The following is a 21,758-nucleotide window of genomic DNA, read 5'->3' as shown; positions in this document are numbered from 1 at the left end:
ACGGTGGTGCAGCCTTGGCTGATATGGTTTTTTAGTTTTTACCTGAATCTGTAACGCTCTGCGCCGTACGCGCATAGTCGCCCCCTCACAACACGCGCCGTTTAGAGCACGATCAGCTTCGATGAGGTAGGGACATGTATCAGTACGACGACTATGACCGGGCCCTGGTGCTTGAGCGGGTGGCGCAGTTTCGCGACCAGGTCGAGCGCTTCATGGGCGGCCAACTGAGCGAGGAGGAGTTCCTGCCCCTGCGCCTGCAGAACGGCCTGTATATGCAGAAGCACGCCTACATGCTGCGGGTGGCGATTCCCTACGGCACCCTCAGCGCCCGGCAGATGCGTACCCTGGCCAGCATCGCCCGGGACTTCGACCGCGGCTACGGTCACTTCACCACCCGGCAGAACCTGCAGTTCAACTGGATCGAGCTGGCCCAGGTGCCGGATATCCTGCAGCGCCTGGCCGAAGTGGAGATGCACGCCATCCAGACTTCCGGCAACTGTGTGCGCAACATCACCACCGAAGCCTTTGCCGGGGTGGCCGGCGACGAATACCTGGACCCGCGCCCCCTGGCGGAGATCCTGCGCCAGTGGTCCACCATCAACCCGGAATTCCTGTTCCTGCCGCGCAAGTTCAAGATCGCCATCTGCTCGGCCAAGCAGGACCGCGCGGCGATCATGATGCATGACATCGGCCTCTATCTTTACCGTGCCCGCAACGGCGAGATGCTCCTGCGGGTGATAGTCGGCGGCGGCCTGGGGCGCACGCCGATCCTCGGCCTGCAGATCCGCGACGGGCTGCCCTGGCAGCACTTGCTGTCCTATGTCGAAGCGGTGCTGCGGGTCTACAACCGCTACGGCCGGCGGGACAACAAGTACAAGGCGCGGATCAAGATCCTGGTCAAGGCCCTGGGCATCGAGGCCTTCGCCAGGGAAGTGGAGGAGGAGTGGCAGCACCTCAGGGACGGCCCGGCGCAGCTCACCGAGGACGAATTCCAGCGGGTGGCCAGCGCCTTTGTGCCGCCGATCTACGAGCGCCTGGCGGACACCGACCTGGAGTACGGCAGCCACCTGGCCGAGTCCCCGGCCTTCGCTCGCTGGGTGGCGCGCAACGTGCACCCGCACAAGGTGCCGGGCTACACCTGCGTGGTGCTGTCGACCAAGCCGGGCCCGGCCTCGCCACCCGGTGACGTCACCGGCCAGCAGATGGAAGCGGTGGCCGACTGGTCCGAGGACTACGGCTTTGGCGAGATCCGCATTGCCCACGAACAGAACATCGTCCTGCCGGATGTGCCCAAGTCGCGCCTGTTCGAGCTTTGGCAGCGGGCCTGCGAGCATGGCCTGGGGACCGCCAACGCCGGGTTGCTGACCGATATCATCGCCTGCCCGGGCGGTGACTTCTGCGCCTTGGCCAACGCCCGTTCGATCCCCATTACCCTGGCCATCCAGCAGCGCTTCGACGACCTGGACTACCTCCACGACCTGGGGGACATCAGCCTGAACATTTCCGGCTGCATGAACGCCTGCGGCCATCACCACATCGGCAATATCGGCATCCTCGGCGTCGACAAGAACGGCAGCGAGTGGTTCCAGGTCACCCTGGGCGGGGCCAAGGGCCGTGACAGCGCCCTGGGCAAGGTGATAGGCCCGTCCTTCAGCGCCGAGGAAATCCCCGAAGTGATCGAACGCATCATCGCCACCTTCGTACGCTACCGGGAAAGCGACGAACCTTTCGTCGAGACCCTGCAGCGCATCGGCCTGGAGCCGTTCAAGGAGCGGGTCTATCCCAAGACCGTGGAGGCGCTGGCATGAACAACCTGCTGCGTTTGCACGAAGGCGAAGCCCAACGGGTGGAAGACGATGCCTGGAGCCTGGTGCGCGGGGTCGACGACGCATTGCCGGACGGGCCGCTGATTCTGCCCCTGGCCCTGTGGCTGATGCGCCGCATCGAGCATCACCCGGCCCGGGACGGCGTATGGATAGGCCCGGATGACGAAGTGGAAAGCCTCAAGCCCTGGCTCAAGCTGATCCCGCTGATCGCCGTGGACTTCCCCAGCTTTCGTGATGGCCGGGGTTACAGCCAGGCCTACCTGCTGCGCACTCGCCTGGGCTGGATGGGCGAATTGCGAGCGATTGGCGATGTGCTGCGCGACCAGTTGAGCCATATGCGCCAATGCGGTTTTGACAGCTTTGCCGTGCGTGAAGACAAGTGCGCGCTGGACGCACTCAAAGGGTTGGCGGGGATGAGCGTGCTCTATGGCCGCTCGGTGATCGAGCCGCGGCCGCTGTTCCGTCGGCGCTGAAGGTGGCGCGCGGTTGCGCTGGTTAATGCAATTTCTAGAATAAATAGTCGTTTAAAATCAATAGATTAAAATTTATAGTTAATCCTGTTTGATTGGTTTTAGGGGGGCTCGGGTAACCGAGCCCTCCTTGCCACCCTGCCTATTGCAACGCCGGGTCCCCGGGGTTGAGCTGCTTCCATTGCTGCATCAGTGCCAGGGCCTTGGGTTCCTGGCCGCTCTCCAGGTAGTACTGGATCAGGCTCAGGCGCGCATTGCGCTGGGTCGGCTGGCGCTGCAGCAGGGCTTGCAACTGACGGTTGGCAGCGTCCTGCTGGCCACTGTCGTGCAGGGCCACTGCCAGCACATAGGCGTACTGAGCATTCTGCGGTTCCAGCTCGGCGGCCTTTTTCAAGGCGGCCATGGCCCGGGCAGTGTCGCCCCCACGAATCAGGCTCAGGCCCCGGGTGTGCTGCAGCAGCGCCGACTCCGGGTGCTGTTGCAGGGCCTGGGCCAGCAGTTGCTGCGCCTCCTGGCTGCGGCCATTGGCTTCCAGCCACTGCCCCAGGGTCACCAGGGCCGGGAAGAAGTCGCTGTCGCGGCGCAAGGCTGCGCGCAGGTAGGGTTCGACCTCGGCACCGCGCCCGCTGGCCTGGTAGAGCATGGCCAGGTTGAGGTTGGCTTCGGCCCGCTCCACGAGGCTCAACTGCACCGCTTCATATTCGCCAAGGGCTTTGTCCCAGGCCCCTTGAGCCGGGCCCAGGCCACTGCGCGCGGCGCCCAGCAGGTCGCGAGCCGCGGTGATCCGCACGGCCTTGACCGGGTCTTGCAGCAGGGGCACCAGCAGCGGGCCACGTTCGGCTGGCGGCACCAGGGCGCTGGTGGCTTGCACCGCGCTTTCGCGCACCTGGGGGTCCGCATGCCCGAGGGCCTGGGTAGCCAGTTGCAGTGCCTGGGCACTGGGATAGTTGGCCAGCTCGGCCAGCAGGGTGGCACGCCGGATCGGTGGCAGATCGCTGCGCTGCAGTTGTTCCTGCAACGCCTGGGCTGCTCCTGGGTGGCCGCCGCGGATCAACCACAGGCTGTCGTCGTAGCGTGGTGGCTGGGGTGGGCTGTTGGCGGTCCATAACCGGAACTGCCGGCTGATGCGTTCGCCGGCCTGTTGCCCCTGGTGGCAGCTCAGGCAGGCATCGGCCGTGCCAAGCTTCTGCGCCCGCAGCGGGTTGGGCAGGCTGAAGCTGTGGTCATGGCGATAGTCATTGCCCATGTAGACCTTGCCCGGCATATGGCAGTCCACGCATTGCGCACCGGGCTGGCCGGGGGTGTGCCGGTGATGCTCGGGGGAATCGTAATCCTTGGCCTGCAACCCGCGTCCGTCGATGCCGGCTGCCGCGCTCTTGCCGGCGGGGTTGTGGCATTGCAGGCATACGGCGTTGCCCGGGGCCTTGAGCTGGGTGCTGTGGGGGTTGTGGCAGTTGCTGCAGCGCACCCCTTTGTCGAACATCTTGCTCTGGGCGAAGGAGCCGTATTCGAACACCTCGTCCTTGATCTTGCCGTCCAGGGCGTACAGCTCCCGGGTCAGGGCGCTGGGCAGGTAGTCATCCATCAGGCGCTGGCCGACGTGGTAGCCGTCGCCCAGGGGCGCGCGTCGGGCGTGGCAGCGGGCGCAGGTCTCGATCTCCTGGGTGGCGCTTGCGGCCTTGAGGTCCACGGTGAAGCCGGCGTTGGCCAGGGTGGCCTTGCTGGCCGTGGCCTGCAGGTGGTTGGAGGCCGGGCCGTGACAGGCCTGGCAGCCAACGCCGAGGCTGTTCCAGTGGCTGTCGAAACGTTCCTGGCTGGCGCTGAAATTGCGCTGGTAGCCGGTGGTGTGGCATTCCACACACATGAAGTTGGCGTTCTGGCTGGGCTTGCTCCAGTGCAGCGGGTTCTTGAAGTTAACGCCCTGGCCCGGATACAGGTGGAACCACTGCTGCTTGCGGGTATCCCAGGCCACGCCCAGGGCTTGCAGGCGCCCCTGGCCGACCTCGATCAGGTATTGCTGCAAGGGCTCGATGCCGAAGGTGTAGGCCACCTTGAAGTCCGCGGGCCTGCCGTCGGCGCCGGGGGTGTTGACCCAGAACTCGGTCCCGCGGCGAAACAACCGGGTGCTTTCGCCTTCGGCCTTGAAACGCTGTTCATTGAAATTGCCCAGCACCGTCTGCGGGTTGGCCTCTTGCATCGCCAGTTGATGGTGCGAGCCTTGCCAGTCCCTGGCCTGGGCCTGGTGGCAGCCCTGGCAGGCCTGTTCATCGACGTACTGGGCGACCGGTAGCGCCGGCACGGCCTTGGGCTGGGCGGGGGGCGGGGCCGCAGCCACCTGCGGCGCCGCCAGCCGGGGCGGTTCGGCCAGCAGGAACCAGACGAGAGCGCCGAGCACCAGCAGCAACAGCAGGGCGCCGAAGGGGAACAGGTAGCGGTGGGGCGAAGGTGCAGTTGAAGCAGGGGGTGTCGAGCGTGGGTTATTCTTCTTCGGCTTGGGCATTGCGACGTCCGTATCCAGAATGCGGTGCCTTGATCGGCACTCTCAGGCTCGATGGAGCTTTGACGGCAGCTGCCGGTCTGTCAAATCCGGGCTGTGAATCAGCCCGCAAGCCGTGACAAACAACCCGCGCCGGCGGGGCAAAGCGCCGGCTTTTGGCTATACCTTAATTTCCCCTAGCCAGTCCCTGGCTGCTGCACCTACAGGAGTTACACATGAAGCTTGCTCTGACCCTCAGCACGCTGTGCCTTGCCACCCTCGGGATGGTGGGCTGTTCCAGCAAAGTGCCCCAGCCTGACGAGTACTCCGGGTTTCTCAGCGACTACAGCCAGCTCAAGGAAGCCAAGTCGCCCTCCGGCGTGGAGGTGATGCGCTGGATCGATCCCAAGCTCAAACTGAGCAACTACAGCAGCGTGTACATCGAACCGACCCAGTTCTACCCGCAGCCGCAGCCGACGGCGAAGATCCCCCAGAGCACCCTGACCGCCATCACCCGTTACTACGACCAGGCACTGCAGCGCGAGGTGAGCAAATCCCTGCCACTGGCCACCGGCCCGGGCCCGGGGGTGATCGTGGTGCGCGCGGCGATTACCGCAGTCACCAGCAAGACCGAGGGCCTGAAGCCCTATGAAATCATTCCCGTGGCCCTGGTGGCGGCGGCGGTGAGCACCGCCAGTGGCATCCGCGACCAGGAAACCACCCTGGCCACCGAGGCGGCGTTCCTGGATGGCAGCACCCACGCGGTGATTGCCGAAGTGGTCCGCAAAGGCACCGGCAAGCCCCTGGAAAACGACACCCAGGTGATGCAGGCCAGCGACGTGAAGAACGTCATCGACGGCTGGGCCTATGACATGCACCAGTCCTACCTGCAACTGAAGAAAAAGTGACCGACCGTTGATGGCCGCGGCATCTTGAAAGGTGCCGCGGCCATCGTTCGGTTTCAGTACTGGCTGCGCGCCAGTTTGTTGTAGTGGTAGAGCATCTGGTCGTAACCCTGGGTCACTGCGTGGTAGTCGTCGCTCAGGCGTTGCGGCTCGGCATGTTGCTGCCAGTCGCGGTGCAGGGTGTCCAGCGCCTTGAGGTACTGTTCGCCGGGCTGGGCGATCAGTTGCCAGAGGTACAGCACCTGCTCGGTGTTCTTGTCCGGCTGGCCTGTTTTCAGGTACTGCTGCCGAGCGTCCCAGGTCTGGCGCAACTGCCGGGTGACCTGCGCCAGTTGGTCCGGGGTCAGGCTTTGCTGGCGTACGCCTGCCTCGACAAACTCCACGGTGCTGCGGGCCTGGATCATGTAATCGAGCAATGCCCAGTGGGCATTGCGCCCCAGGCGCTGCTCCAGGCGCAGCAGTTGCTGGCTGCGCGGTTCGATATCCAGGGCCGGGAGCAACCGGCGCACGGCGTTGGAAGCTTCCAGGTAAGCCTCGCTCTGTTGCGCCAGTTGGCGGGCAAACTCATCCAGTTGCGCCTCGGTCAGGGGCCGCCCGATGCCCATTTTGCGCATGAAGGAATCCTTGGTCAGGGCCGCGAAGGGCCCGAGCACTTGCAGATAGCGCACGGTGGCGGGGAGCAAAGGGCTGTCCGGGGCCAGGACCTGCAACTTGTCGGTGATCCTGCCGGGGCAGTTGAGGCGGTACAGCGCGTCGATGTCCTGGTGGCTGTAGGCATACAGGTCGTAGGCTTCGGGCGCCTTGGCCCGGGGCGCACCCTCGGCCATGAAGGCCTGGTGGGCCAGGCGCCAGGGTACATCCACCTGGTTCATGCAATTGACGATCGGCGCCAGGGCATTGGCCTGGGCGGTGCTCGGGCTGTCCTGGTGGTCCAGCCACAGGTCGAGGCGCCCCAGGGGCTTGCTGGCCCCGGCCAGGCCGACCAGCGTCAACCCCAGAACCAGGCCGATGGGCAGCAACCAATTGGGGTTCATGGCTGCCTCTCCTGGCCGTACCACTGGCGGGCGGTGGCCGGGGCCGCGCAGCCCTCGGCATTGGCGGGCATGCGCGCGCACAGGCGTTCGCTCCATTGCTGCAGGCCTTGGTTGGGGTTGAGCGTGCGCTGGCTGGTGAACAGCTGGAGGCTGCCCAGGCCTGCCACCAGCACCATGCAGCCCAGGCCGATCAACAGCCGCCGGCGCCAGGGAGCGGGTTTTTCCCAGGAAGCCTGGGCCTTGAGTTCGCGGCGCCGCAGGCTCGCCACCCCCAGCAGCACGGCCAGGTAAGTGGCGGCGCTGACCGGGCCGCAGAAATATCCCAGGGCACTGCTGATCAGCAGGGCCGGCAGCAGGTCGCGCAGGACCAGCACCTCACGATCCGGGTCGAGCCAGTGCGGCAGGCGTGCGCCGAGTGCCTGGTCGCGTACCCAGAGGCGGTGAGCCAGAGGCTGCCAGAGCCACCCCAGCAGGGCCCCGGCGCCGGCAAAACAGGTGCTCCAGAACAGCGTCACGCCAATGATTTCCCCCAGGCTGCCGGCTTGCGGCGCATAGCGGGCCACGGCCCCCGCCAGGCAGGCGAGGACAATGCCCAGGTACATGGGCCAGGCGTTGAAAGCGAACTCCCAGTCGCGCCAGAAGAACGGCGTGCCGCCGGGCATGCCGGCCGATACCTCGGGGTGATTGGCGTGCAGCCGCGAGCTCAGTTGGCGGCAGCAGGCCCAGTCATCGGGGCGCAGGCGCCGGGCGAAGTTGCGCCGGCGGGTGAAACTGATGGGCGCCAGCAGCAGGTAGGCGGCGCGCTGTTGCGGGCTGGCCGGCGCCTGGGTGGCCAGGGCCTGCTGGCGGGCAATGAATACCGGTGCTTCGTCACGGGCTTTGAGGCGCTCCCATTCCAGCGCCGGACAGGCGTTGTCCGCACCGTTGTGCCAGCCCTGGCCGGCACACACCGCGGCGAACCCCGGGCTGGACCAGTAGGGGCTGTTGAGCAGCAGCTCCACCAGTTGCAGGTTGAACCACTGGCCCTGGTCCAGGCTGTTCAGCCAGGGCTGCTGCTGGCGTTGCGCGTAGGCCTGGAGCAGAGCCTGGTCGTCGCGCTGGGCCAGGGCGTCCTGCAGGGGCTGCAAGAGCTTTTCCTGGCACTGTTCCAGCAATGCATCGATCAGGTACTCCGGCAGTTCCAGGCGCTGCCAGGCGCTGAGCCAGTGGAACGTGGCAAAGGCCCAGGCCAGCAGCTGTTGCGATTGGTCCGGGCGTTCCACGCAGTGGCGCAACAGGCCCAGCTCGAACTCCAGCAGGCAGTCGCTCTGGATCGCCTGCTGATAGCGCAGGTCCAGTTGCTCGATGCGGATGCCCTCCAGCAAGGGGGCGACTCGCTGCGCCGGCGACAGCGGCTTTGGGCCCTGCGGCGCCTGCCCGGCCAGCGGCATCGGGTCTTCGTCCGAATGTGGATCCTGCTCCTGCATGCCCAGCCACCGGGCTTGCTCCAGCGCCGATTCATAGGCTTCGCGCAGGCGCTGGAACGCCACCGGGTCTTCATCCGGGCGGGTCTGCTTGAGCAGCCTGGCGTAGTGGCGTTTGATGGTGCGGGTATCGGCGGTGGCCGGCAGGCCGAGCAGGGTCCAGCAACTCATTGGGCGGTACGACTCCATGAAAGACCGCCGCGCCCGGGCAGTGGCGCGCTGAAACTGCGCACCCTACCGGTTTCCTGAAAAAAAGTCCCAGGCCGCATGCAACGGCCCGGGATGGGCGCTTCAGCTCACTGGCCGACGAACCAGCGGTAGTAGGGGTTGCCGCCATCGACCTGGAGCAGTTCGCGGATCTCCCGGGCCCAGGCTTCGCGGTCGCCCTCATAGGCGTGCAGGCTGGCGCGGTAGAACTGCATCAGGTTGCGGCTTTCCTGGTTCATGCGCTGGCGAAACTCGGGGCTGACATTCACCAGCACCGGTGGATGGCGCAGGTTCAGCAGCTCCGGCAGAACCCGGTTGATTTCCCGTGGCCGCACCCAGGGGGCGTACTCGATGCGCGGTCGGTCATCGGTGACCGCCGGGGCATCGCCGGCAAAGTGCTGCAGGCCGTCGCGGTCGCTGACCCAGGTGGCCAGCAGCGCCTGGGTGGAATTGACCCCGACTTCCCCCAGGGCGCTGCGCACGCTGTCCTGGGCAAAGCGCCGCTCGATCCTGGCCGCGTCCAGCTCGATGGGGTCCGGGGAACCCACCAGCAGCATCTCGTGGAACTCGCTGGTCCACATTGTGGCGTAGGGGAAGACCTCGAGGAAGCTCTGCACCAGGGCGCGGGAGTCTTCGGTGTTCTGGGTCGGCAGGGGCAGCCACTGGGCCACCAGGCCCTGGGTGTTGAGGCGCCGCGCGGCCAGTTGGTAGAAGTCCCGGGAGTACAGGTTGACCACCCCGGCAGCGGAGGGCGGCGGCGGTTCCAGGGTGATCAGGTCATAGTTCTGCGGGCTGCGCAGCAGTTCCTGGCGCCCGTCCTGCAGGCGGATCTGAATGCCCGGGTCGCTGGCGGCATTGAAGTTGCCCTGGAACAGCGGCGCGGCTTCCAGTACCGCCGGTAGCAATTCCGCCACCACCCGCTGTTCCAGCCCCGGGTAGCGCAGCAGGGCCCCGGCGGTGATCCCGGTGCCGAAGCCGATCACCAGCGCCGAGCGCGGCTCGCCGTTGTGGATCAGCAGCGGCAGCAGGGCCTGGATGCGCATGTAGCGCAGTGACGGCATGGCATCGCCGGTGTTCGACACGCCCTGGATATACAGGCGATGGAAGCGCCGCTCGGGCTGGCCCTGGGTCACCACCGCCACCGTGGCGCCGCGGCCTTCCTGGTAGAAACTCAGTTCGGCGTGGCGGGCCCCGGGCAGGAGTTGCGCCAGGCGCTGGGGCGGGGTCAGCAGGGCCACGGCCAGGGACAGCAGCCCCAGGGCAACCACCCCCTGGCGCCGGCCCTTGTTCACCCCGGGGCCCTGGCGCACGGCAAGCAGGCCCACCAGCGCTGCGATCAGCGCCAGCAGCCCCAGGGTGCGCACCAGCCCCAGCCAGGGGATCAGCACGAAGCCGCACAGGGCCACGCCAATGATCCCGCCCAGGGTGTTGCAGGCCAGCACGGCGCCAACGTCGCGGCCCACTGCGCGGCCGTCACAGCACAGGCGCAGGGCCAGGGGGAAGGCCGCCCCCAGCAGCAGGGTGGGCACGAACACGATGCACAGCGCGGCCACGGCAAAGCGCCCGCTCATGCCCAGCAGCGGGCTGCCCCCCAGGCTGAGGATGAGGGCTTCGACCTGGGTCTGGGCGAGGATCAGCCAGCGCCCCAGCAGCGCCATTTCCAGCAGGGCCAGCAGCCCGGCACCGGCAATCAGCAGGCCGAACAGGCCCCAGGGGTCACGTACCCGGTCGGCCCGCGGGGCCATCAGGCTACTGCCCAGGAACAGCCCGCCCAGGTAGGTGGCCAGGACTACCGCAAAGGCATAGGTGCGGGTGCTCATGAACGGCACGATGGACTGCGACCAGACCACCTCGTAGCCCAGGGCCACGCCGCCGGCGAAGCTGTACAGCAGCAGGGCCAGGCGTGCCGGTCGCGGGTTGCGGGCCAGCTTTGCCGGCGCGCTGGCGGGCAGGGCCTGCTGTTGTTGCAGGGCCAGGGCACCGAGGGCCGCCAGCAGGTTCAGCAGCGCGGCGGCCAGGGCGCTGCCGCGCACGCCGAGGGTGGCAATCAGCACAAAGGCGCTGAGCAGGGTGCCGGCAATTGCCCCGGCGGTGTTGGCTGCGTACAGCCTGCCACCGGCGCGGCCCAGTTGCCCCGGGTCGGCCGCCAGGGCTCGCACCAGTACCGGCAGGGTGCCGCCCATCAGCACCGCCGGGGCGCCCACCAGCAGCAGTGGCAGGCCCCAGGCCAGCAGGCCCAGGCGCAGGGCCAGTTCAGCGAAGGGTGCGGCGGCGCCGGCCAGGGCCAGGGTCGCGCCCACGGCCGTCAGCGCCACCAGCAATTCCAGCAGCGCGTACAGGCGCCAGGGATTGGCCACCCGGTCGGCCAGGCGGCCGAACAGCCAGCCGCCCAGGGCCAGCCCGGCGAAGAAGGCGCTGATACCAGTGGTGATGGCATAGACCTCGACCCCCACCACCAGGGACAGTTGCTTGATCCACAGCACCTGGAAGATCAGCGCCGCAGCGCCGGAGACAAATAACAGCAGTGCCGGAAACCACTGCGCGCGGGTATCGAGGCTGTGGCTGGCAAGGTGTGGCCGCGAGAGGGGAGAACTCATGTTCCATGGCCTTATGCAGAAATCGAAATGCCCTACGGATGGGCAGGTGCCGGAGTCCCGGCGAATGCGGACTCAAGCGTAGTACAAGACTGGCGGACGTCTTCGTCGGCAAGCCGACTCCTACAGGGAATATGCGTACCCGCCCGTAGGAGCTGGCTTGCCAGCGAAGGCGTTGGCGAGGATGACGCAGGGCTTGCGGGCCTCTTCGTCGGCAAGCCGACGCCTGCTGTGTGGGGGGAGAGGCCACCCGGTGGGCCGGGCGGCGTCGGGTCATTGGGCCGGTTGAGCCTTCATTTTCTCGGCGATCTTGGCATCCACCGCGGCGCGGATCTGGTCGATGCTGAAGCTCGCCGGTTTCTGGCTCGGTGGGTATTCGATGAAGGTCTCGAGGAACTTCGCCGACTTGGTCACCGCCACCCCGGCCAGGTAGACGTTCTTGGTGTTCCAGTCATAGAACTGGTCGGACACCACGTCCGCCCGCTCGTAGGGGTCCATCCGCAAGTTGAGGATCTTCGGTACCCGCAGGCATACGAACGGCTCGCTCCAGACCCTGAACCCGCCGGGCTGGCGCTGTTCGCAGAACACCACTTTCCAGTTGTCGAAGCGCATCGACACCAGCACCCCGTCATCGTTGAAGTAGTAGAACTCGTGGCGTTCCCCCTTGGGCTGCTGGCCGGTCAGGTAGGGCAACTGGTTGAAGCCGTCCAGGTGCACCTTGAAGCTGGCGCCACCAGTGGTGGGGGCCCAGCCCTTGAGCAGCTTGTCCTTGACCCCGCTGTCGCCGGCCGCCGCCAGCAGGGTGGGGAACCAGTCGAGCCCCGAGAACATCTCGTTGGAGACTTCCCCGGCCTTGACCTTGCCCGGCCAGCGAACCATCGCCGGCACCCGGTAGGCGCCTTCCCAGTTGGAGTTCTTCTCGTTGCGAAATGGCGTGGTCGCTGCATCCGGCCAGGAGAACTGGTTGGGCCCGTTGTCGGTGGTGTAGACGACGATGGTGTTGTCGGCAATCTTCAGGTCGTCGAGGGTCTTGAGCAGTTTGCCCACATCGTTGTCGTGCTCGACCATGCCGTCGGCGTATTCGTTGCCGGGCATGCCGCTCTGGCCCGCCATGGACTCGCGCACATGGGTGAACACGTGCATGCGCGTGGTGTTCATCCAGACGAAGAACGGCTTGTCGGCCTTGGCCTGCTTCTCGATGAAGGCCTGGGCGGCGGCGGTGGTTTCGTCGTCGATGGTCTCCATGCGTTTCTTGGTCAGGGCGCCGGTGTCCTCGATCTTGCCGTCGGCAAAACTGTGGATCACCCCGCGTGGTGAGTTGGCCTTGACGAAGTCCGGGTCGTCCTTGGGCCAGTAGGGGCGCTCGGGCTCCTCTTCGGCGTTGAGGTGGTAGAGGTTGCCGAAGAACTCGTCGAAACCGTGGGCGGTGGGCAGGTACTCATCCCGGTCGCCCAGGTGGTTCTTGCCGAACTGGCCGGTGGCGTAGCCCTGGGACTTCAGCGCCTGGGCGATGGTGATGTCGCGTTTTTGCAGGCCCACCGGGGCCCCGGGGATGCCCACCTTGGACAGCCCGGTGCGCAGCGGCGTCTGCCCGGTAATAAAGGAAGAGCGCCCGGCGGTGCAGCTGTTCTCCGCGTAGTAGTCGGTGAACAGCATGCCTTCCTTGGCGATGCGGTCGATGTTCGGTGTCTTGTAGCCGACCACGCCCATGGAATAGGCGCTGATATTGGTCTGGCCGATATCGTCGCCGAAGATCACCAGGATATTGGGTTTCTCTGCCGCCCCGGCAGTTGCCGAGAACGCCATCACCGCGGTCGCCACCAGGGCGGCCTTGGGTAGCCACTTGCGTATGCGAGTCATCTGACTTGCTCCTTTGTCGGGTTCGCTCGCCTGGGGCGAGCCACGTTGAGTGCTGTCCTGCCTTGCGTCTGTTGTTGCTTCTCCTGTGGTCATTGCGCTTGCTCGGGTGCCAGGGGCTCGAAGGGGTAGATCCGCCGCCATTCGGCGGCCATGTCCACCAGCGTCCAGCCGTGCTGCTGTGCTTGATCCAGGGCCTGGTCCAGGCGCCCGACCTGGGACTTGCGGTCGTAGGCCCACTCGCGCGCTGCGTCGGTGTGGTGCACCAGGGCCATGAACCGCTTGCCACTGCCGGCGGCGGTCCACTGCAGCATCTGCAGGTCGCCGTCGGAGTTGCCGAAGGCCAGCAGCGGGCGCCGGCCGATGATCCCGTCGATGCTTTCCGGCTTGCCCGGGCCGTCGTCGTTGTGGGCCAGCTTGGCGGTGCGCAGGATCGACGGCTGGCCGTCCTGGAACTGCCACTGGGTGACGAAGTTGCTGCCGATCACCTGTTCCGGCGGGATGCCGTAGGCGCTTTCGGCGAAGGCGCGCATGAAGGCGGTGTCGCCGCCGGAGACGATGTAGGTCTTGAAATCCTGGCTGCGCAGGTAGTCGAGCATTTCCAGCATGGGCTGGTAGATCATCTGGTTGAACGGCCGCCCGGTCTTCGGGTGGCGGGCCTCGGCCAGCCAGCGCCGGGCATTGTCGATAAAGGCCTCGCTGCTGATGCCGGTATGGGTGGCGCCGATGATCTGCAGCAGGCCGTGCATGCCGCTGGCGGCCAGGGCCTGGTGATCACCTTCGAGCACGGCCTGGAACGGCTGGCGGGTCTTCCACTCGGGGTGCTGGGGCGCCAGGCGCTTGATTTCGTCGAAGGCGAACAGCACCTCGAAATAGGCCGGCTGCTCGCTCCACAGGGTGCCGTCGTTGTCGAACACGGCAATGCGCTCGGCGGGTTTCACGTAGTCCGGGCTGCCCTGGGTGGTCACCGCCTGAACGAAGGCGAGAATGCCCTGCTTGCTCGGGCCGTCCTTCCACGAGGGCAAGGGGTCGCTATTGGCCAGGGCCAGCAGCGGGGCGGCCAGCAACAGCAGCAGGAGGGGCAGGTGGCGCACGCGCCAGGGGGCTGGAAGTGTCATGGGAAATCCTTCTCGTGACGGGGGTTGAGGGGGCGCAGGCCGTGGCCTTGAGAAGGGGCTTGCGGCGTACCTTCGGCGTGCAGCGCCGGCAACGCCTGGCGCAGTTGCTCCAGCGCCGCACCGGCGTGGGGCGTCGGGCCATAGCAGGCCTGCAGCAGGGCGCGCAGGCGCGGGCCCAGGCTGGCCAGATCGAGGCGGCCGCTGCTGCGCCGACACCACAGGTACAGGGCACCCAGTTGCGGCGGCTGCTGCTTGAGCTGGCCCGGCACCTGTTCCCAGGCCCAGGCGGCGGAGCGCTCCCAGGCGGCCTGGCGGGCGGCCCGCCAGTGTTGCCAGGCCTGCTGCCCGCGTTGCCACCAGGGGCGGCCCAGGTACAGCGCCACAACGCCCAGCGCCAGCAGCAGGGCCAGGCCGACCAGGTACTGGGAAATGCGCCAGGGGTTTTGCCGGCCCAGGGCCTGGAGATCGTCGCGGATGGAAAACACCGGTTGATAGCGGCTGGCGGCCGTGGCCTCGAAACTCAAGGCCGGCAACTCGCTGACCTGGGCCCGATGCGCCTGGCTGTTCCACCATTTGATCCGCAGCGCCGGCAGTTGGTAGTGCCCGGGGCGCTGGATCCTGTAACTCAGGCGATCGATGCGCTGGCCACCGCTGATATGCCCGCGACCGTCATCCAGGTTGCTGATGCGCGGGGCCACCGGGTAGGTCTCCAGGCCGGCCACGGCGGCCGTGTGCGGCGGCGGCAGGGACAACCCCGGCGGGCCGTCGGCCTGCAGGGTCAGTTCGCGGACCAGGGTGTCGCCCACCGCCGCTGGTGTCGTGGACAAGCGCAGGGTCTGGGTCAAGCGCAGATCATCGGCCACCAGCACCGTTTCCCCCGGGGCGAAGCCCGGCGGCTGGCTGGCGCTGAAGGCCAGGGGCGGGGTCTGCGCCGACTGTTCGGCGCTGGCCTGGGCCGGGGTGGCGCGCACCACCAGGGGCGGGATCTGGAACGAGCGGGCCTGTTGCGGGGTGATCCGGTAGCGGTAGCGCACGCCGAAGAACGGCTGCCCGTCGAGGGTCTGGTTCAAGTGCTCGGCTTCGCCGTCGGGTGCCAGCACCAGGGCCCCGGGCAGTTGCAGCTCCGGCAGGGTCGCGGCCTGGGTGAACCAGGTATTGGTCAGCACATCGACCTGCAACTGCAGGGTTTGCCCGACCATCACCGAGGTATCGGGCTGCAACTGGGCCTGCACCCGCAACTGCGGCTCTGCCGCCAGCGCCTGCCAGCCCCAGAGCATCAGCCCAAGCGCCATTGCCCACAGCCCTCTCAACGCTACAGGGTTCATGGCGTCACCTGCGGCGTGGTGTTGTCGAGGTCCTGCAGGCTGAACTTCTGCTGCAGGAACGCCGCCGGGGAGGTGCTGAGGTTCTGCAGCCAAAGCTCGTCGCTGGCGGCCTGCTGGGTCTCGACCTTCTTGCTCTGGCCCTTGCCCGCAGGCTTGTCGAACCTGATGGCATCGGGCTTGACCTCGGGGGCGTTCTGCTGCGCGCTCTCGGTGTCTTTTTTCAGCGCCTGGGCCAGAGCCAGGTTGGCGCGGGCCTCGGCAAACCGGGGCTGCAACTTCAGGGCTTGCTGATAGGCGGCGATGGCCTCGTCGAACTTGAAGCGCCGCACATGGATATTGCCCAGGTAGAAATACGCCGCGGCGCTGTCCAGGCGGGCGAAGCTGGCCAGGGCCAGATCGAAGTCCGCCGCTTTATAAGCCGCGATGCCTTTCCAGTAGGGGTCGGTGAACAGCGCGGCGGCGGCCGGGTAGTGGCTGTGTTCGAAGGCCCAGCGGCCTTGCTGGTCGGCGCTGAAGAAGGCGTCGGCCAAGGTATTGGCCCGGGCCGTCGGCGCTTGCAGGCTCAAGCCCAGGCCCAGCAGCAGGGCACCCAGCCAGTTCAGGCTCCAGCCGCGGCGCACGCAGCAGAACGCCAACAGCAGCAGTGGCCAGCACAGCCAGTAGCCGGCGTCTTTCCATTGCAGTTGCCGGTCGGGGGCGCTGGCCGCGGTGAAATGCTGCTGGGCATGCAACTGCACCCAGTCCAGGTCGTCGTCATTCAGGGTCAGGCTGCCCAAGGGCGCGTCGCTGGCGGCGGCCAGTTGCTTGAGCGCGGCGCTGTCGAAACGCCCCAGTTGCGGGCGGCCGTCACTGTCGGTGAGCGGCTGGCCGCTGGCGTCGCGGATGATCCCGCCGTCGCTGCTGCCGGCCGCGAGGATCAGTACCTGCAAGGGGCTGCCGGCCAGTTGCTGTTTGATCGCCGCCAATTGCGAGGTGTCGGCGCCGTCGCTGATCAGCAGCAGGCTGCCGGGGCTGTGCTCGGCCTGGAGCAGGCGCTGGGCTTGGCGGATCACCCCCAGCACATCCTTGCCCGGGCGCTGGATCAGATCGCTGCCCAGGGCCTGGATGAAGCTGTCGAGCAAGGCCGGGTCGTCGCTGGCCGGCAGTACCAGGTGGGCGCTGCCGGCGTAGGCGATCAGCCCGGTGCGGGCGCCACGGCGTTGCTGCACCAGTTGCTGCAACTTGTGCTTGGCGGCCTCCAGGCGGCTGGGCGGCAGGTCGCTGGCGTTCATCGAGGGGGACAGGTCGAGGGCGATGATCAGCGGTGCGCGGTTGTGCAGGAAATCCGGGCGGTCCTGTTCCCAGGTGGGGCCGGCAGCGGCCAGGGCGCCCAGCACCAGCAGCGCGCTGAGCAGATGCACCGGCCGCAGGCGCTGGGAGTCCTGCGGGGTGACCAGCAGGTGCGTCAGCAGGTGTGGGGCAATGGTGCCCCGCAGGCGAGCCTGCAGGTCATGCCGGCGCTGCCAGAGCCAGGGCAGCAAGGCCCCGGGAATGATCAGCAGCAGCCACAGTGGGCGCAGCAGGTGCAGGTCGCTGAGGTTGATCTGCATTTCAGGCCTCCTGCGGCGGGCGAACCCGGCTCGGGCGCAGGCGCGGCGCCAGCCAGGCCAGCAGGTGATACAGCACCAGCAGGCCCAGGGCCGCGCCCAGGGGCCAATGGAACAAATCGCGCTTGGGCTGGTGGCGCAGGGTCTGCACTTGATGGGGGGTGAGGCGGTCGAGGGTGGCGTAGACCTGGTCCAGGGCGCTGCGGTCCTCGGCGCGGAAGTAGCGGCCACCGGTGGTCCGGGCGATCTGCTCCAGGGCCGACAGGTCGACCTTGGCTTCACCTTCGGCGCTGGGGTCCCCGATGCCGATGGTATGGATCACTACGCCTCTGGCTGCGGCCATGGCGGCGGCGTGTTGTGGGGTGATGGCGCTGCTGGTGTCGTTGCCGTCGGTGAGCAGGATCAGCACTTTTTCTGGTTCATGGGCCTGTTCCAGCAGCTTGAGCGCCAGGCCGATGGCGTCGCCAATCGCGGTGTTGGGCCCGGCCATGCCGATCCCGCTGTCTTCGAGCAGCAGGCTCAGGCTGGCGTGGTCCAGGGTCAGGGGCGCCTGGGCAAAGGCGCCGCTGCCGAACACGATCAGCCCCAGGCGATCGTCCTTGCGCCGCTGGATAAAGCCCTGGACCACTTCTTTCACTGCGCTCAGACGGTCGATCCGCTGGCCGTTGGCGTCGTTGAAATCCTGGGTCTGCATCGATTGCGAGAGGTCGATGGCGAGCATCAGGTCGCGTACCGGCCGCTGCTGTTCGAGGGGAGGCTCGACCCACACCGGCCGCGCCACCGCCAGCACCAGCAGGGCCCAGACCAGCAGGTTGAGCAGCAACTGCCCGCGGTTGCGGCGGCTGCCGGACGGTTGCGGCGCCTGGCCGACCGCGCGGCTCATGGCGGCGAAGAACGGCACCCGCACCGCGCTGCGGGCCTCGCGGTAGACGGGCAGCCAGCGGTAGCCGAACCAGGGCAGCGGCAGCAGGAGCAACAGCCAGGGAGAGTCAAACTGCCACATGATGCTGCTCCACCCAGGTGCGGCACTGCTCGAACAACTGTTGTTGCTGTGCGGGCGAGAGGGCCTGCAATTGCGCCTGGGGAGCGTAGGCCAGCAGGGCCAGTTGCTGGCTGAAATCATCGGGCAGCGGTAGCGGGCAATGCTGTTGCAGAAAGGCCTGCCAATCCGCCCCTCGCAGCGCCGCCACCCCCCGCGGGCCTGCAGGCGCTGGCTTGCCCGCGAAAGTGCCGCTGGCTGTGGCAAGGGCTTCCCCGGCAAGCCGGCGCCCACGGGATGCGTGGGGGGCAGGGGGCATGGACAGGGCCACGCGCTTGAGCAGTTCGGGCAAGGCGCGCAGGGCATGGATGCGCTCGTTGCTGGCTTGCAGCCGGGCCAGTTGCGCCAACGCTTCGCGCCGATAGGCATCCCGGCGCCAGCGCCAGTAGCGCCGGGCGCCCCAGGCCAGGGCGCCGAGCAGCAGCAGGGCCAGCAGCACGGCCCAGCCCCAGGTCTGCGGCAGGTAGGCGGGCGGTGGTGGCAGGGGCATTTCCTGCAACTGGTCGATGCTGGGGAGGGTCGGGTTCATCGCCGCGGCGCTCCCAGCCTGCCCAGCTCGCTGCGCAGTTGTCCCAGGGCCTCCTGGGCCGTGCTGAACATCATCAGCGGCACCTGGCTGCGGCGCAGCAGGCTGGCCACGTCCTTGAGCCGGCCACTGAGGAAGTCCCCCAGGGGCCGGTGCACCTGGCGCGGCTCCACCGCCAGTTCCACTTGCAGTTGGCCCTGGGTCACCAGCAGTCGGCCGTTGTGCGGCAGTTCCAGGGCCAGGGGGTCATAGACCTGCAGGGCGATCACGTCGTTGTGCCGGGCCAGTTGGCGCAGGTACTGCAGGGTGCGCGGGCTGGTGCCGGCGAAGTCGCTGACGATACAGACCAGGTGGTCGTGGGCGGCGAGGTTCAGGCATTGCTGCAGCACCCGGTCCAACTGCGCGTCGCCCTCATGGTCGGGGTTGCCGGCGTGCAGTTGCTGGTTGTGCTGGACGATCCGGCTGCACAGGGCTTCCACCCGCTTGCGGCTACGCAGCGGGGCGAGGCTGTCGATGCCCTGGTCGTTGAACACCAGGCCGCCGACCCGGTCACCGGCCTGGAACACCATCCACGCCGCCAGCGCCGCCAGTTCTGCGGCCAGGGCCGACTTGAAGGCCCGCCGCGAGCCGAAGAACATCGACATGCGCTGGTCCACCAGGATCAGTGCCGGGCGGTCGCGCTCTTCGGTGAAGGTACGCACCACCGCCTTGCCGGTGCGCAAGGTGGCGCGCCAGTCCAGGTGACGCAGATCGTCGCCGGGCTGGTAGCGGCGCAGTTCGTCGAAGTTCAGGCCGCGCCCGCGCAGGCGCGAGGCGTGGTTGCCGGCGAGGATGCTGGCTTGTGGCTGGCGGGCGACAAAACTCAGGGAACGGGCCTGGAACTCCAGGGCCATCAGCTGGCTCAGGGCGACATAGACCTGCCCGTCGGCTTCGTGCAGTGGCGTTGCCATGGCGGTTCTCCTCAGGCCGGGATGGCCACGCTGTCCAGCAGCAGGTCCAGCACCTGATCGGCGCCGACGCCGTCGGCCACCGCGTCGTAGCTCAGTTGCAGGCGGTGGCGCAGCACCGGGTGCAGCACCCTGCGCACGTTGTCCGGGCTGACGAAATCCTCGCCCTGCAGCCAGGCATCGGCGCGGGCGCAGCGGTCCAGGCCGATGCCGCCCCGGGGGCTGGCGCCGATGGCGATCCAGCGCCCCAGGTCCGGGTGATAGTCGGCGGGGTGGCGGGTGGCGTTGACCAGGTCGATCAGGTAGCGGTCGATGGCCGGGGCCACGGCCACCGCGCCGACTTCGCGGCGGGCATCGAAGATCACCTGCTGGGACAAGGCAAAGCCCGGCACCCCGGGCGTGGCGCTGCCCAGGGCCTGTTCCTCGGCGCGCAGCAGGCGCAGCACCTGGCTTTCGTCCTCGGGCTGGGGGTAGTCCAGCAGCACCTTCATCAGGAAGCGGTCCATCTGCGCTTCCGGCAGGGGGTAGGTGCCTTCCTGCTCGATGGGGTTCTGGGTCGCCAGGACGATGAACAGCTCGGGCAGGGCATGGCTGGTGCCGGCCACAGTGATCTGCCGTTCCTCCATGGCTTCCAGCAGCGCTGCCTGGACCTTGGCCGGAGCGCGGTTGATCTCGTCCGCCAGGATCAGGTTGCCGAACAGCGGCCCGGGCTGGAAGCGGATCTGGTTCTGCCCCTGTTCCTGGTGCAGCACTTCGGCGCCGGTGATGTCCGAGGGCAGCAGGTCGGGGGTGAACTGGATGCGCCGCATGCTGGCCTCCAGGTGCCGGGCCAGGGCCTTGACCGTGCGGGTCTTGGCCAGCCCAGGCAGGCTTTCCAGCAGCAGGTGGCCGTTGCCCAGCAGGCCGATGACGATCTGCCGGATCACCGCTTCCTGGCCCAGCACCGCTTCGCTGATGCTGGCTTGCAGGGCCTGTATATCGTTACGTGCGCTCATGCTCGGTTCCTTGTGCATAGCCATTACCAGGGGGCCGCCACGACCACGTAGCGCAGGCTGCCGCCGATGTATTGCGGCTGGTACCAGGTGTTGCCGCAGTGTTGGTAGGCCACGCCGCTGGCCACCACCGAAACGCAGTCCGGCGGCACGTTGTCGACCTGGGTGCCGAGGGCGAATGCCGCGGCGGTGGTGGCGCCGACCACCGCCGCTGCGGCCCAGGGGTGGTACCAGTCATCGCCGTGATCGGGGGGTGGTGGCGGTGGCCCGGGCGGCCCCGGATAAGGCTGGGGCCCTGGCCCTGGATAGGGGTGTGGCTCAAGGCCCGGGCCGGGATAAGGATGCGGGCCGGGCCCTGGTCCTGGCCCGGGATGGGGCTGCGGATAGGGATGGGGCTCGGGATGCGGCGCCGGTTGCGGTGGCTGGGGCATGGGGTGCGGCATCGGCCGCGGCTGGGGCATGGGCCTCGGCGCCGGGCCGCCCCCACCGTGGGGCACGACGAAGGTGCGGGCACCGCCGCCACCGCCGCGCAATTGCCAGGCCTGGGCCGCGGACACTTGCAGCAGGCCAAGGGTCAGGACGCTGCACAGCAACCAGTGATTGCGCTTCATGGCTGTACCTCCCCTTGTGCTGCGCTGCGCTCCAGGCGCCGCAATGGCACCTGAGTGGCGCCGGCCGGGGGCTTGAAGGCGAAGCTTGCGGCACTTGGTGCCGACTTGAGTTGCCAGCGGTAATCGACACTGTGGCGCGGCTGCTCGGGGCTGTCGCGGCGGCTGATGACCAGGCGGCAGGGCAAGGGCCGGGGCCCTTCGCGCAGCCACAGCTGCCAGTCGATGTCGCTCTGGCGGAAGGCGTAGTGGGCGCAACGCTGGTCGCCCAGGGTCTCGCTGGCGATGTACAGCGCCGACGTCAGGCCGACCTTCTGCGCGGTGTCGGCGTCCCAGCGGAACAGGTCCGCCAGGGGCAGTTCGATGCCGTAGCTGTCGCTCAGGCGCTGTACCAGAGCGTCGATGCTGGCGGGCGCCGGGGCTCGGGCATAGTAGGGGCCGCGGCTGTCGTAGAGGGTGAAGGCTTCGCCGTCGTAGTACAGGCTGCGCCGCGCGCCCTGGCTTTCGACACTGACCCGCAGCCTGTCGGGTCGCTGGGCCAGCAGTTCGGTGTGGTGGCGAAATTCCACGGCCTGGCCGCTTTCCAGCAACTGGTCGGTGACGCTGTCGGCCTGGATCGCGAACTCGCGCAGGCTGCGCAGGTAGCTGCCCATCTGCTGCAGGGCGCCGAGGGCACGAGGTTCCAGCTCATCGGCGGCGTGCAGCGGGGCACCGGCCCAGAGCAGGCCGAGCAGGGCGGCCAGCACAGCAGAGAATCGGGCACGGTCGGACATGGCGGGCTCCGT

General features: G+C 67.7%; 17 protein-coding genes. 3 read left to right on the top strand and 14 right to left on the bottom strand.

The window, feature by feature from the left end; all coding sequences use genetic code 11:
• The first annotated feature begins 134 nt into the window (after window positions 1–134).
• Window positions 135–1,808 carry a nitrite/sulfite reductase gene (locus AC1RCO_RS06610; RefSeq protein ID WP_492617545.1) on the top strand — a complete coding sequence of 558 codons (1,674 nt, stop codon included), beginning with the start codon at window positions 135–137 and terminating at the stop codon, window positions 1,806–1,808.
• Complete coding sequence (locus tag AC1RCO_RS06605; protein WP_011061127.1) at window positions 1,805–2,299, top strand: DUF934 domain-containing protein; 495 nt, start codon at window positions 1,805–1,807, stop codon at window positions 2,297–2,299. Before AC1RCO_RS06610 ends, AC1RCO_RS06605 begins: the two co-directional genes overlap by 4 nt.
• A 139-nt stretch (window positions 2,300–2,438) precedes the next feature.
• On the opposite strand, the gene AC1RCO_RS06600 is transcribed toward AC1RCO_RS06605, so the two are convergent.
• Complete coding sequence (locus AC1RCO_RS06600) at window positions 2,439–4,796, bottom strand: tetratricopeptide repeat protein (RefSeq protein ID WP_492617544.1); 2,358 nt, start codon at window positions 4,794–4,796, stop codon at window positions 2,439–2,441.
• A gap of 212 nt (window positions 4,797–5,008) precedes the next feature.
• On the opposite strand from AC1RCO_RS06600, the gene AC1RCO_RS06595 reads away from it, so the two are divergent.
• A complete protein-coding gene (locus AC1RCO_RS06595) occupies window positions 5,009–5,680 on the top strand; it encodes a DUF3313 domain-containing protein (protein WP_011061129.1) in 672 nt (223 codons plus the stop codon).
• A 53-nt stretch (window positions 5,681–5,733) separates the two neighbouring features.
• On the opposite strand, the gene AC1RCO_RS06590 is transcribed toward AC1RCO_RS06595, so the two are convergent.
• From AC1RCO_RS06590 to AC1RCO_RS06530, 13 genes are all read right to left on the bottom strand, one after another.
• Window positions 5,734–6,711, bottom strand: a complete 978-nt coding sequence (locus tag AC1RCO_RS06590; protein ID WP_019095210.1) for a DUF3829 domain-containing protein — start codon at window positions 6,709–6,711, stop codon at window positions 5,734–5,736.
• Window positions 6,708–8,345 (bottom strand): molecular chaperone DnaJ, encoded by a 1,638-nt coding sequence (locus AC1RCO_RS06585; protein WP_492617543.1) that lies wholly within the window; start codon window positions 8,343–8,345, stop codon window positions 6,708–6,710. Before AC1RCO_RS06585 ends, AC1RCO_RS06590 begins: the two co-directional genes overlap by 4 nt.
• 125 nt (window positions 8,346–8,470) lie before the next feature.
• The gene (locus tag AC1RCO_RS06580; protein WP_492617542.1) at window positions 8,471–10,978 is read right to left on the bottom strand and encodes a spermidine synthase; all 2,508 of its coding nucleotides are present in this window, start codon (window positions 10,976–10,978) and stop codon (window positions 8,471–8,473) included.
• Window positions 10,979–11,248: 270 nt separating this feature from the next.
• Complete coding sequence (locus tag AC1RCO_RS06575; protein ID WP_011061132.1) at window positions 11,249–12,835, bottom strand: arylsulfatase; 1,587 nt, start codon at window positions 12,833–12,835, stop codon at window positions 11,249–11,251.
• An 89-nt stretch (window positions 12,836–12,924) separates the two neighbouring features.
• On the bottom strand, window positions 12,925–13,950 hold the full coding sequence (locus tag AC1RCO_RS06570; protein WP_103290287.1) for an HAD family hydrolase: 1,026 nt from the start codon (window positions 13,948–13,950) through the stop codon (window positions 12,925–12,927).
• Window positions 13,947–15,275: a BatD family protein gene (locus tag AC1RCO_RS06565; RefSeq protein WP_492617541.1), complete on the bottom strand. Its 1,329-nt coding sequence runs from the start codon at window positions 15,273–15,275 to the stop codon at window positions 13,947–13,949. The genes AC1RCO_RS06570 and AC1RCO_RS06565 overlap by 4 nt, the downstream gene beginning before the upstream one ends.
• Window positions 15,272–16,864, bottom strand: coding sequence for a VWA domain-containing protein (locus AC1RCO_RS06560; protein ID WP_492617540.1), 1,593 nt, complete (start codon window positions 16,862–16,864; stop codon window positions 15,272–15,274). The genes AC1RCO_RS06565 and AC1RCO_RS06560 overlap by 4 nt, the downstream gene beginning before the upstream one ends.
• Window position 16,865: 1 nt before the next feature.
• Window positions 16,866–17,864, bottom strand: coding sequence for a vWA domain-containing protein (locus AC1RCO_RS06555; protein ID WP_492617539.1), 999 nt, complete (start codon window positions 17,862–17,864; stop codon window positions 16,866–16,868).
• Entirely contained in the window at window positions 17,851–18,429 is a 579-nt protein-coding gene (locus tag AC1RCO_RS06550) for a DUF4381 domain-containing protein (RefSeq protein WP_492617538.1), read from the bottom strand. The genes AC1RCO_RS06555 and AC1RCO_RS06550 overlap by 14 nt, the downstream gene beginning before the upstream one ends.
• Window positions 18,426–19,376: a DUF58 domain-containing protein gene (locus AC1RCO_RS06545; protein WP_401399964.1), complete on the bottom strand. Its 951-nt coding sequence runs from the start codon at window positions 19,374–19,376 to the stop codon at window positions 18,426–18,428. Before AC1RCO_RS06545 ends, AC1RCO_RS06550 begins: the two co-directional genes overlap by 4 nt.
• 11 nt (window positions 19,377–19,387) lie before the next feature.
• Window positions 19,388–20,368 carry an AAA family ATPase gene (locus AC1RCO_RS06540; protein ID WP_072441949.1) on the bottom strand — a complete coding sequence of 327 codons (981 nt, stop codon included), beginning with the start codon at window positions 20,366–20,368 and terminating at the stop codon, window positions 19,388–19,390.
• Between the two features lie 23 nt (window positions 20,369–20,391).
• Window positions 20,392–20,976: a hypothetical protein gene (locus AC1RCO_RS06535; protein ID WP_492617537.1), complete on the bottom strand. Its 585-nt coding sequence runs from the start codon at window positions 20,974–20,976 to the stop codon at window positions 20,392–20,394.
• Window positions 20,973–21,746, bottom strand: coding sequence for a DUF2092 domain-containing protein (locus AC1RCO_RS06530; protein WP_342403802.1), 774 nt, complete (start codon window positions 21,744–21,746; stop codon window positions 20,973–20,975). The genes AC1RCO_RS06535 and AC1RCO_RS06530 overlap by 4 nt, the downstream gene beginning before the upstream one ends.
• Between the last annotated feature and the right edge of the window lie 12 nt (window positions 21,747–21,758).

Source organism: Pseudomonas sp. GW823-FHT03E05 (assembly GCF_058796855.1).
Note: the sequence above shows the minus strand (reverse complement) of the source record. Positions and strands in the feature narration are given on the sequence as shown.

Coding starts and splice junctions, on each gene's coding strand:
- AC1RCO_RS06610 (WP_492617545.1), top strand. CDS start 135: ATGTATCAGTACGACGACTATGACCGGGCCCTGGTGCTTGAGCGGGTG.
- AC1RCO_RS06605 (WP_011061127.1), top strand. CDS start 1,805: ATGAACAACCTGCTGCGTTTGCACGAAGGCGAAGCCCAACGGGTGGAA.
- AC1RCO_RS06600 (WP_492617544.1), bottom strand. CDS start 4,796: ATGCCCAAGCCGAAGAAGAATAACCCACGCTCGACACCCCCTGCTTCA.
- AC1RCO_RS06595 (WP_011061129.1), top strand. CDS start 5,009: ATGAAGCTTGCTCTGACCCTCAGCACGCTGTGCCTTGCCACCCTCGGG.
- AC1RCO_RS06590 (WP_019095210.1), bottom strand. CDS start 6,711: ATGAACCCCAATTGGTTGCTGCCCATCGGCCTGGTTCTGGGGTTGACG.
- AC1RCO_RS06585 (WP_492617543.1), bottom strand. CDS start 8,345: ATGAGTTGCTGGACCCTGCTCGGCCTGCCGGCCACCGCCGATACCCGC.
- AC1RCO_RS06580 (WP_492617542.1), bottom strand. CDS start 10,978: ATGAGTTCTCCCCTCTCGCGGCCACACCTTGCCAGCCACAGCCTCGAT.
- AC1RCO_RS06575 (WP_011061132.1), bottom strand. CDS start 12,835: ATGACTCGCATACGCAAGTGGCTACCCAAGGCCGCCCTGGTGGCGACC.
- AC1RCO_RS06570 (WP_103290287.1), bottom strand. CDS start 13,950: ATGACACTTCCAGCCCCCTGGCGCGTGCGCCACCTGCCCCTCCTGCTG.
- AC1RCO_RS06565 (WP_492617541.1), bottom strand. CDS start 15,275: ATGAACCCTGTAGCGTTGAGAGGGCTGTGGGCAATGGCGCTTGGGCTG.
- AC1RCO_RS06560 (WP_492617540.1), bottom strand. CDS start 16,864: ATGCAGATCAACCTCAGCGACCTGCACCTGCTGCGCCCACTGTGGCTG.
- AC1RCO_RS06555 (WP_492617539.1), bottom strand. CDS start 17,864: ATGTGGCAGTTTGACTCTCCCTGGCTGTTGCTCCTGCTGCCGCTGCCC.
- AC1RCO_RS06550 (WP_492617538.1), bottom strand. CDS start 18,429: ATGAACCCGACCCTCCCCAGCATCGACCAGTTGCAGGAAATGCCCCTG.
- AC1RCO_RS06545 (WP_401399964.1), bottom strand. CDS start 19,376: ATGGCAACGCCACTGCACGAAGCCGACGGGCAGGTCTATGTCGCCCTG.
- AC1RCO_RS06540 (WP_072441949.1), bottom strand. CDS start 20,368: ATGAGCGCACGTAACGATATACAGGCCCTGCAAGCCAGCATCAGCGAA.
- AC1RCO_RS06535 (WP_492617537.1), bottom strand. CDS start 20,976: ATGAAGCGCAATCACTGGTTGCTGTGCAGCGTCCTGACCCTTGGCCTG.
- AC1RCO_RS06530 (WP_342403802.1), bottom strand. CDS start 21,746: ATGTCCGACCGTGCCCGATTCTCTGCTGTGCTGGCCGCCCTGCTCGGC.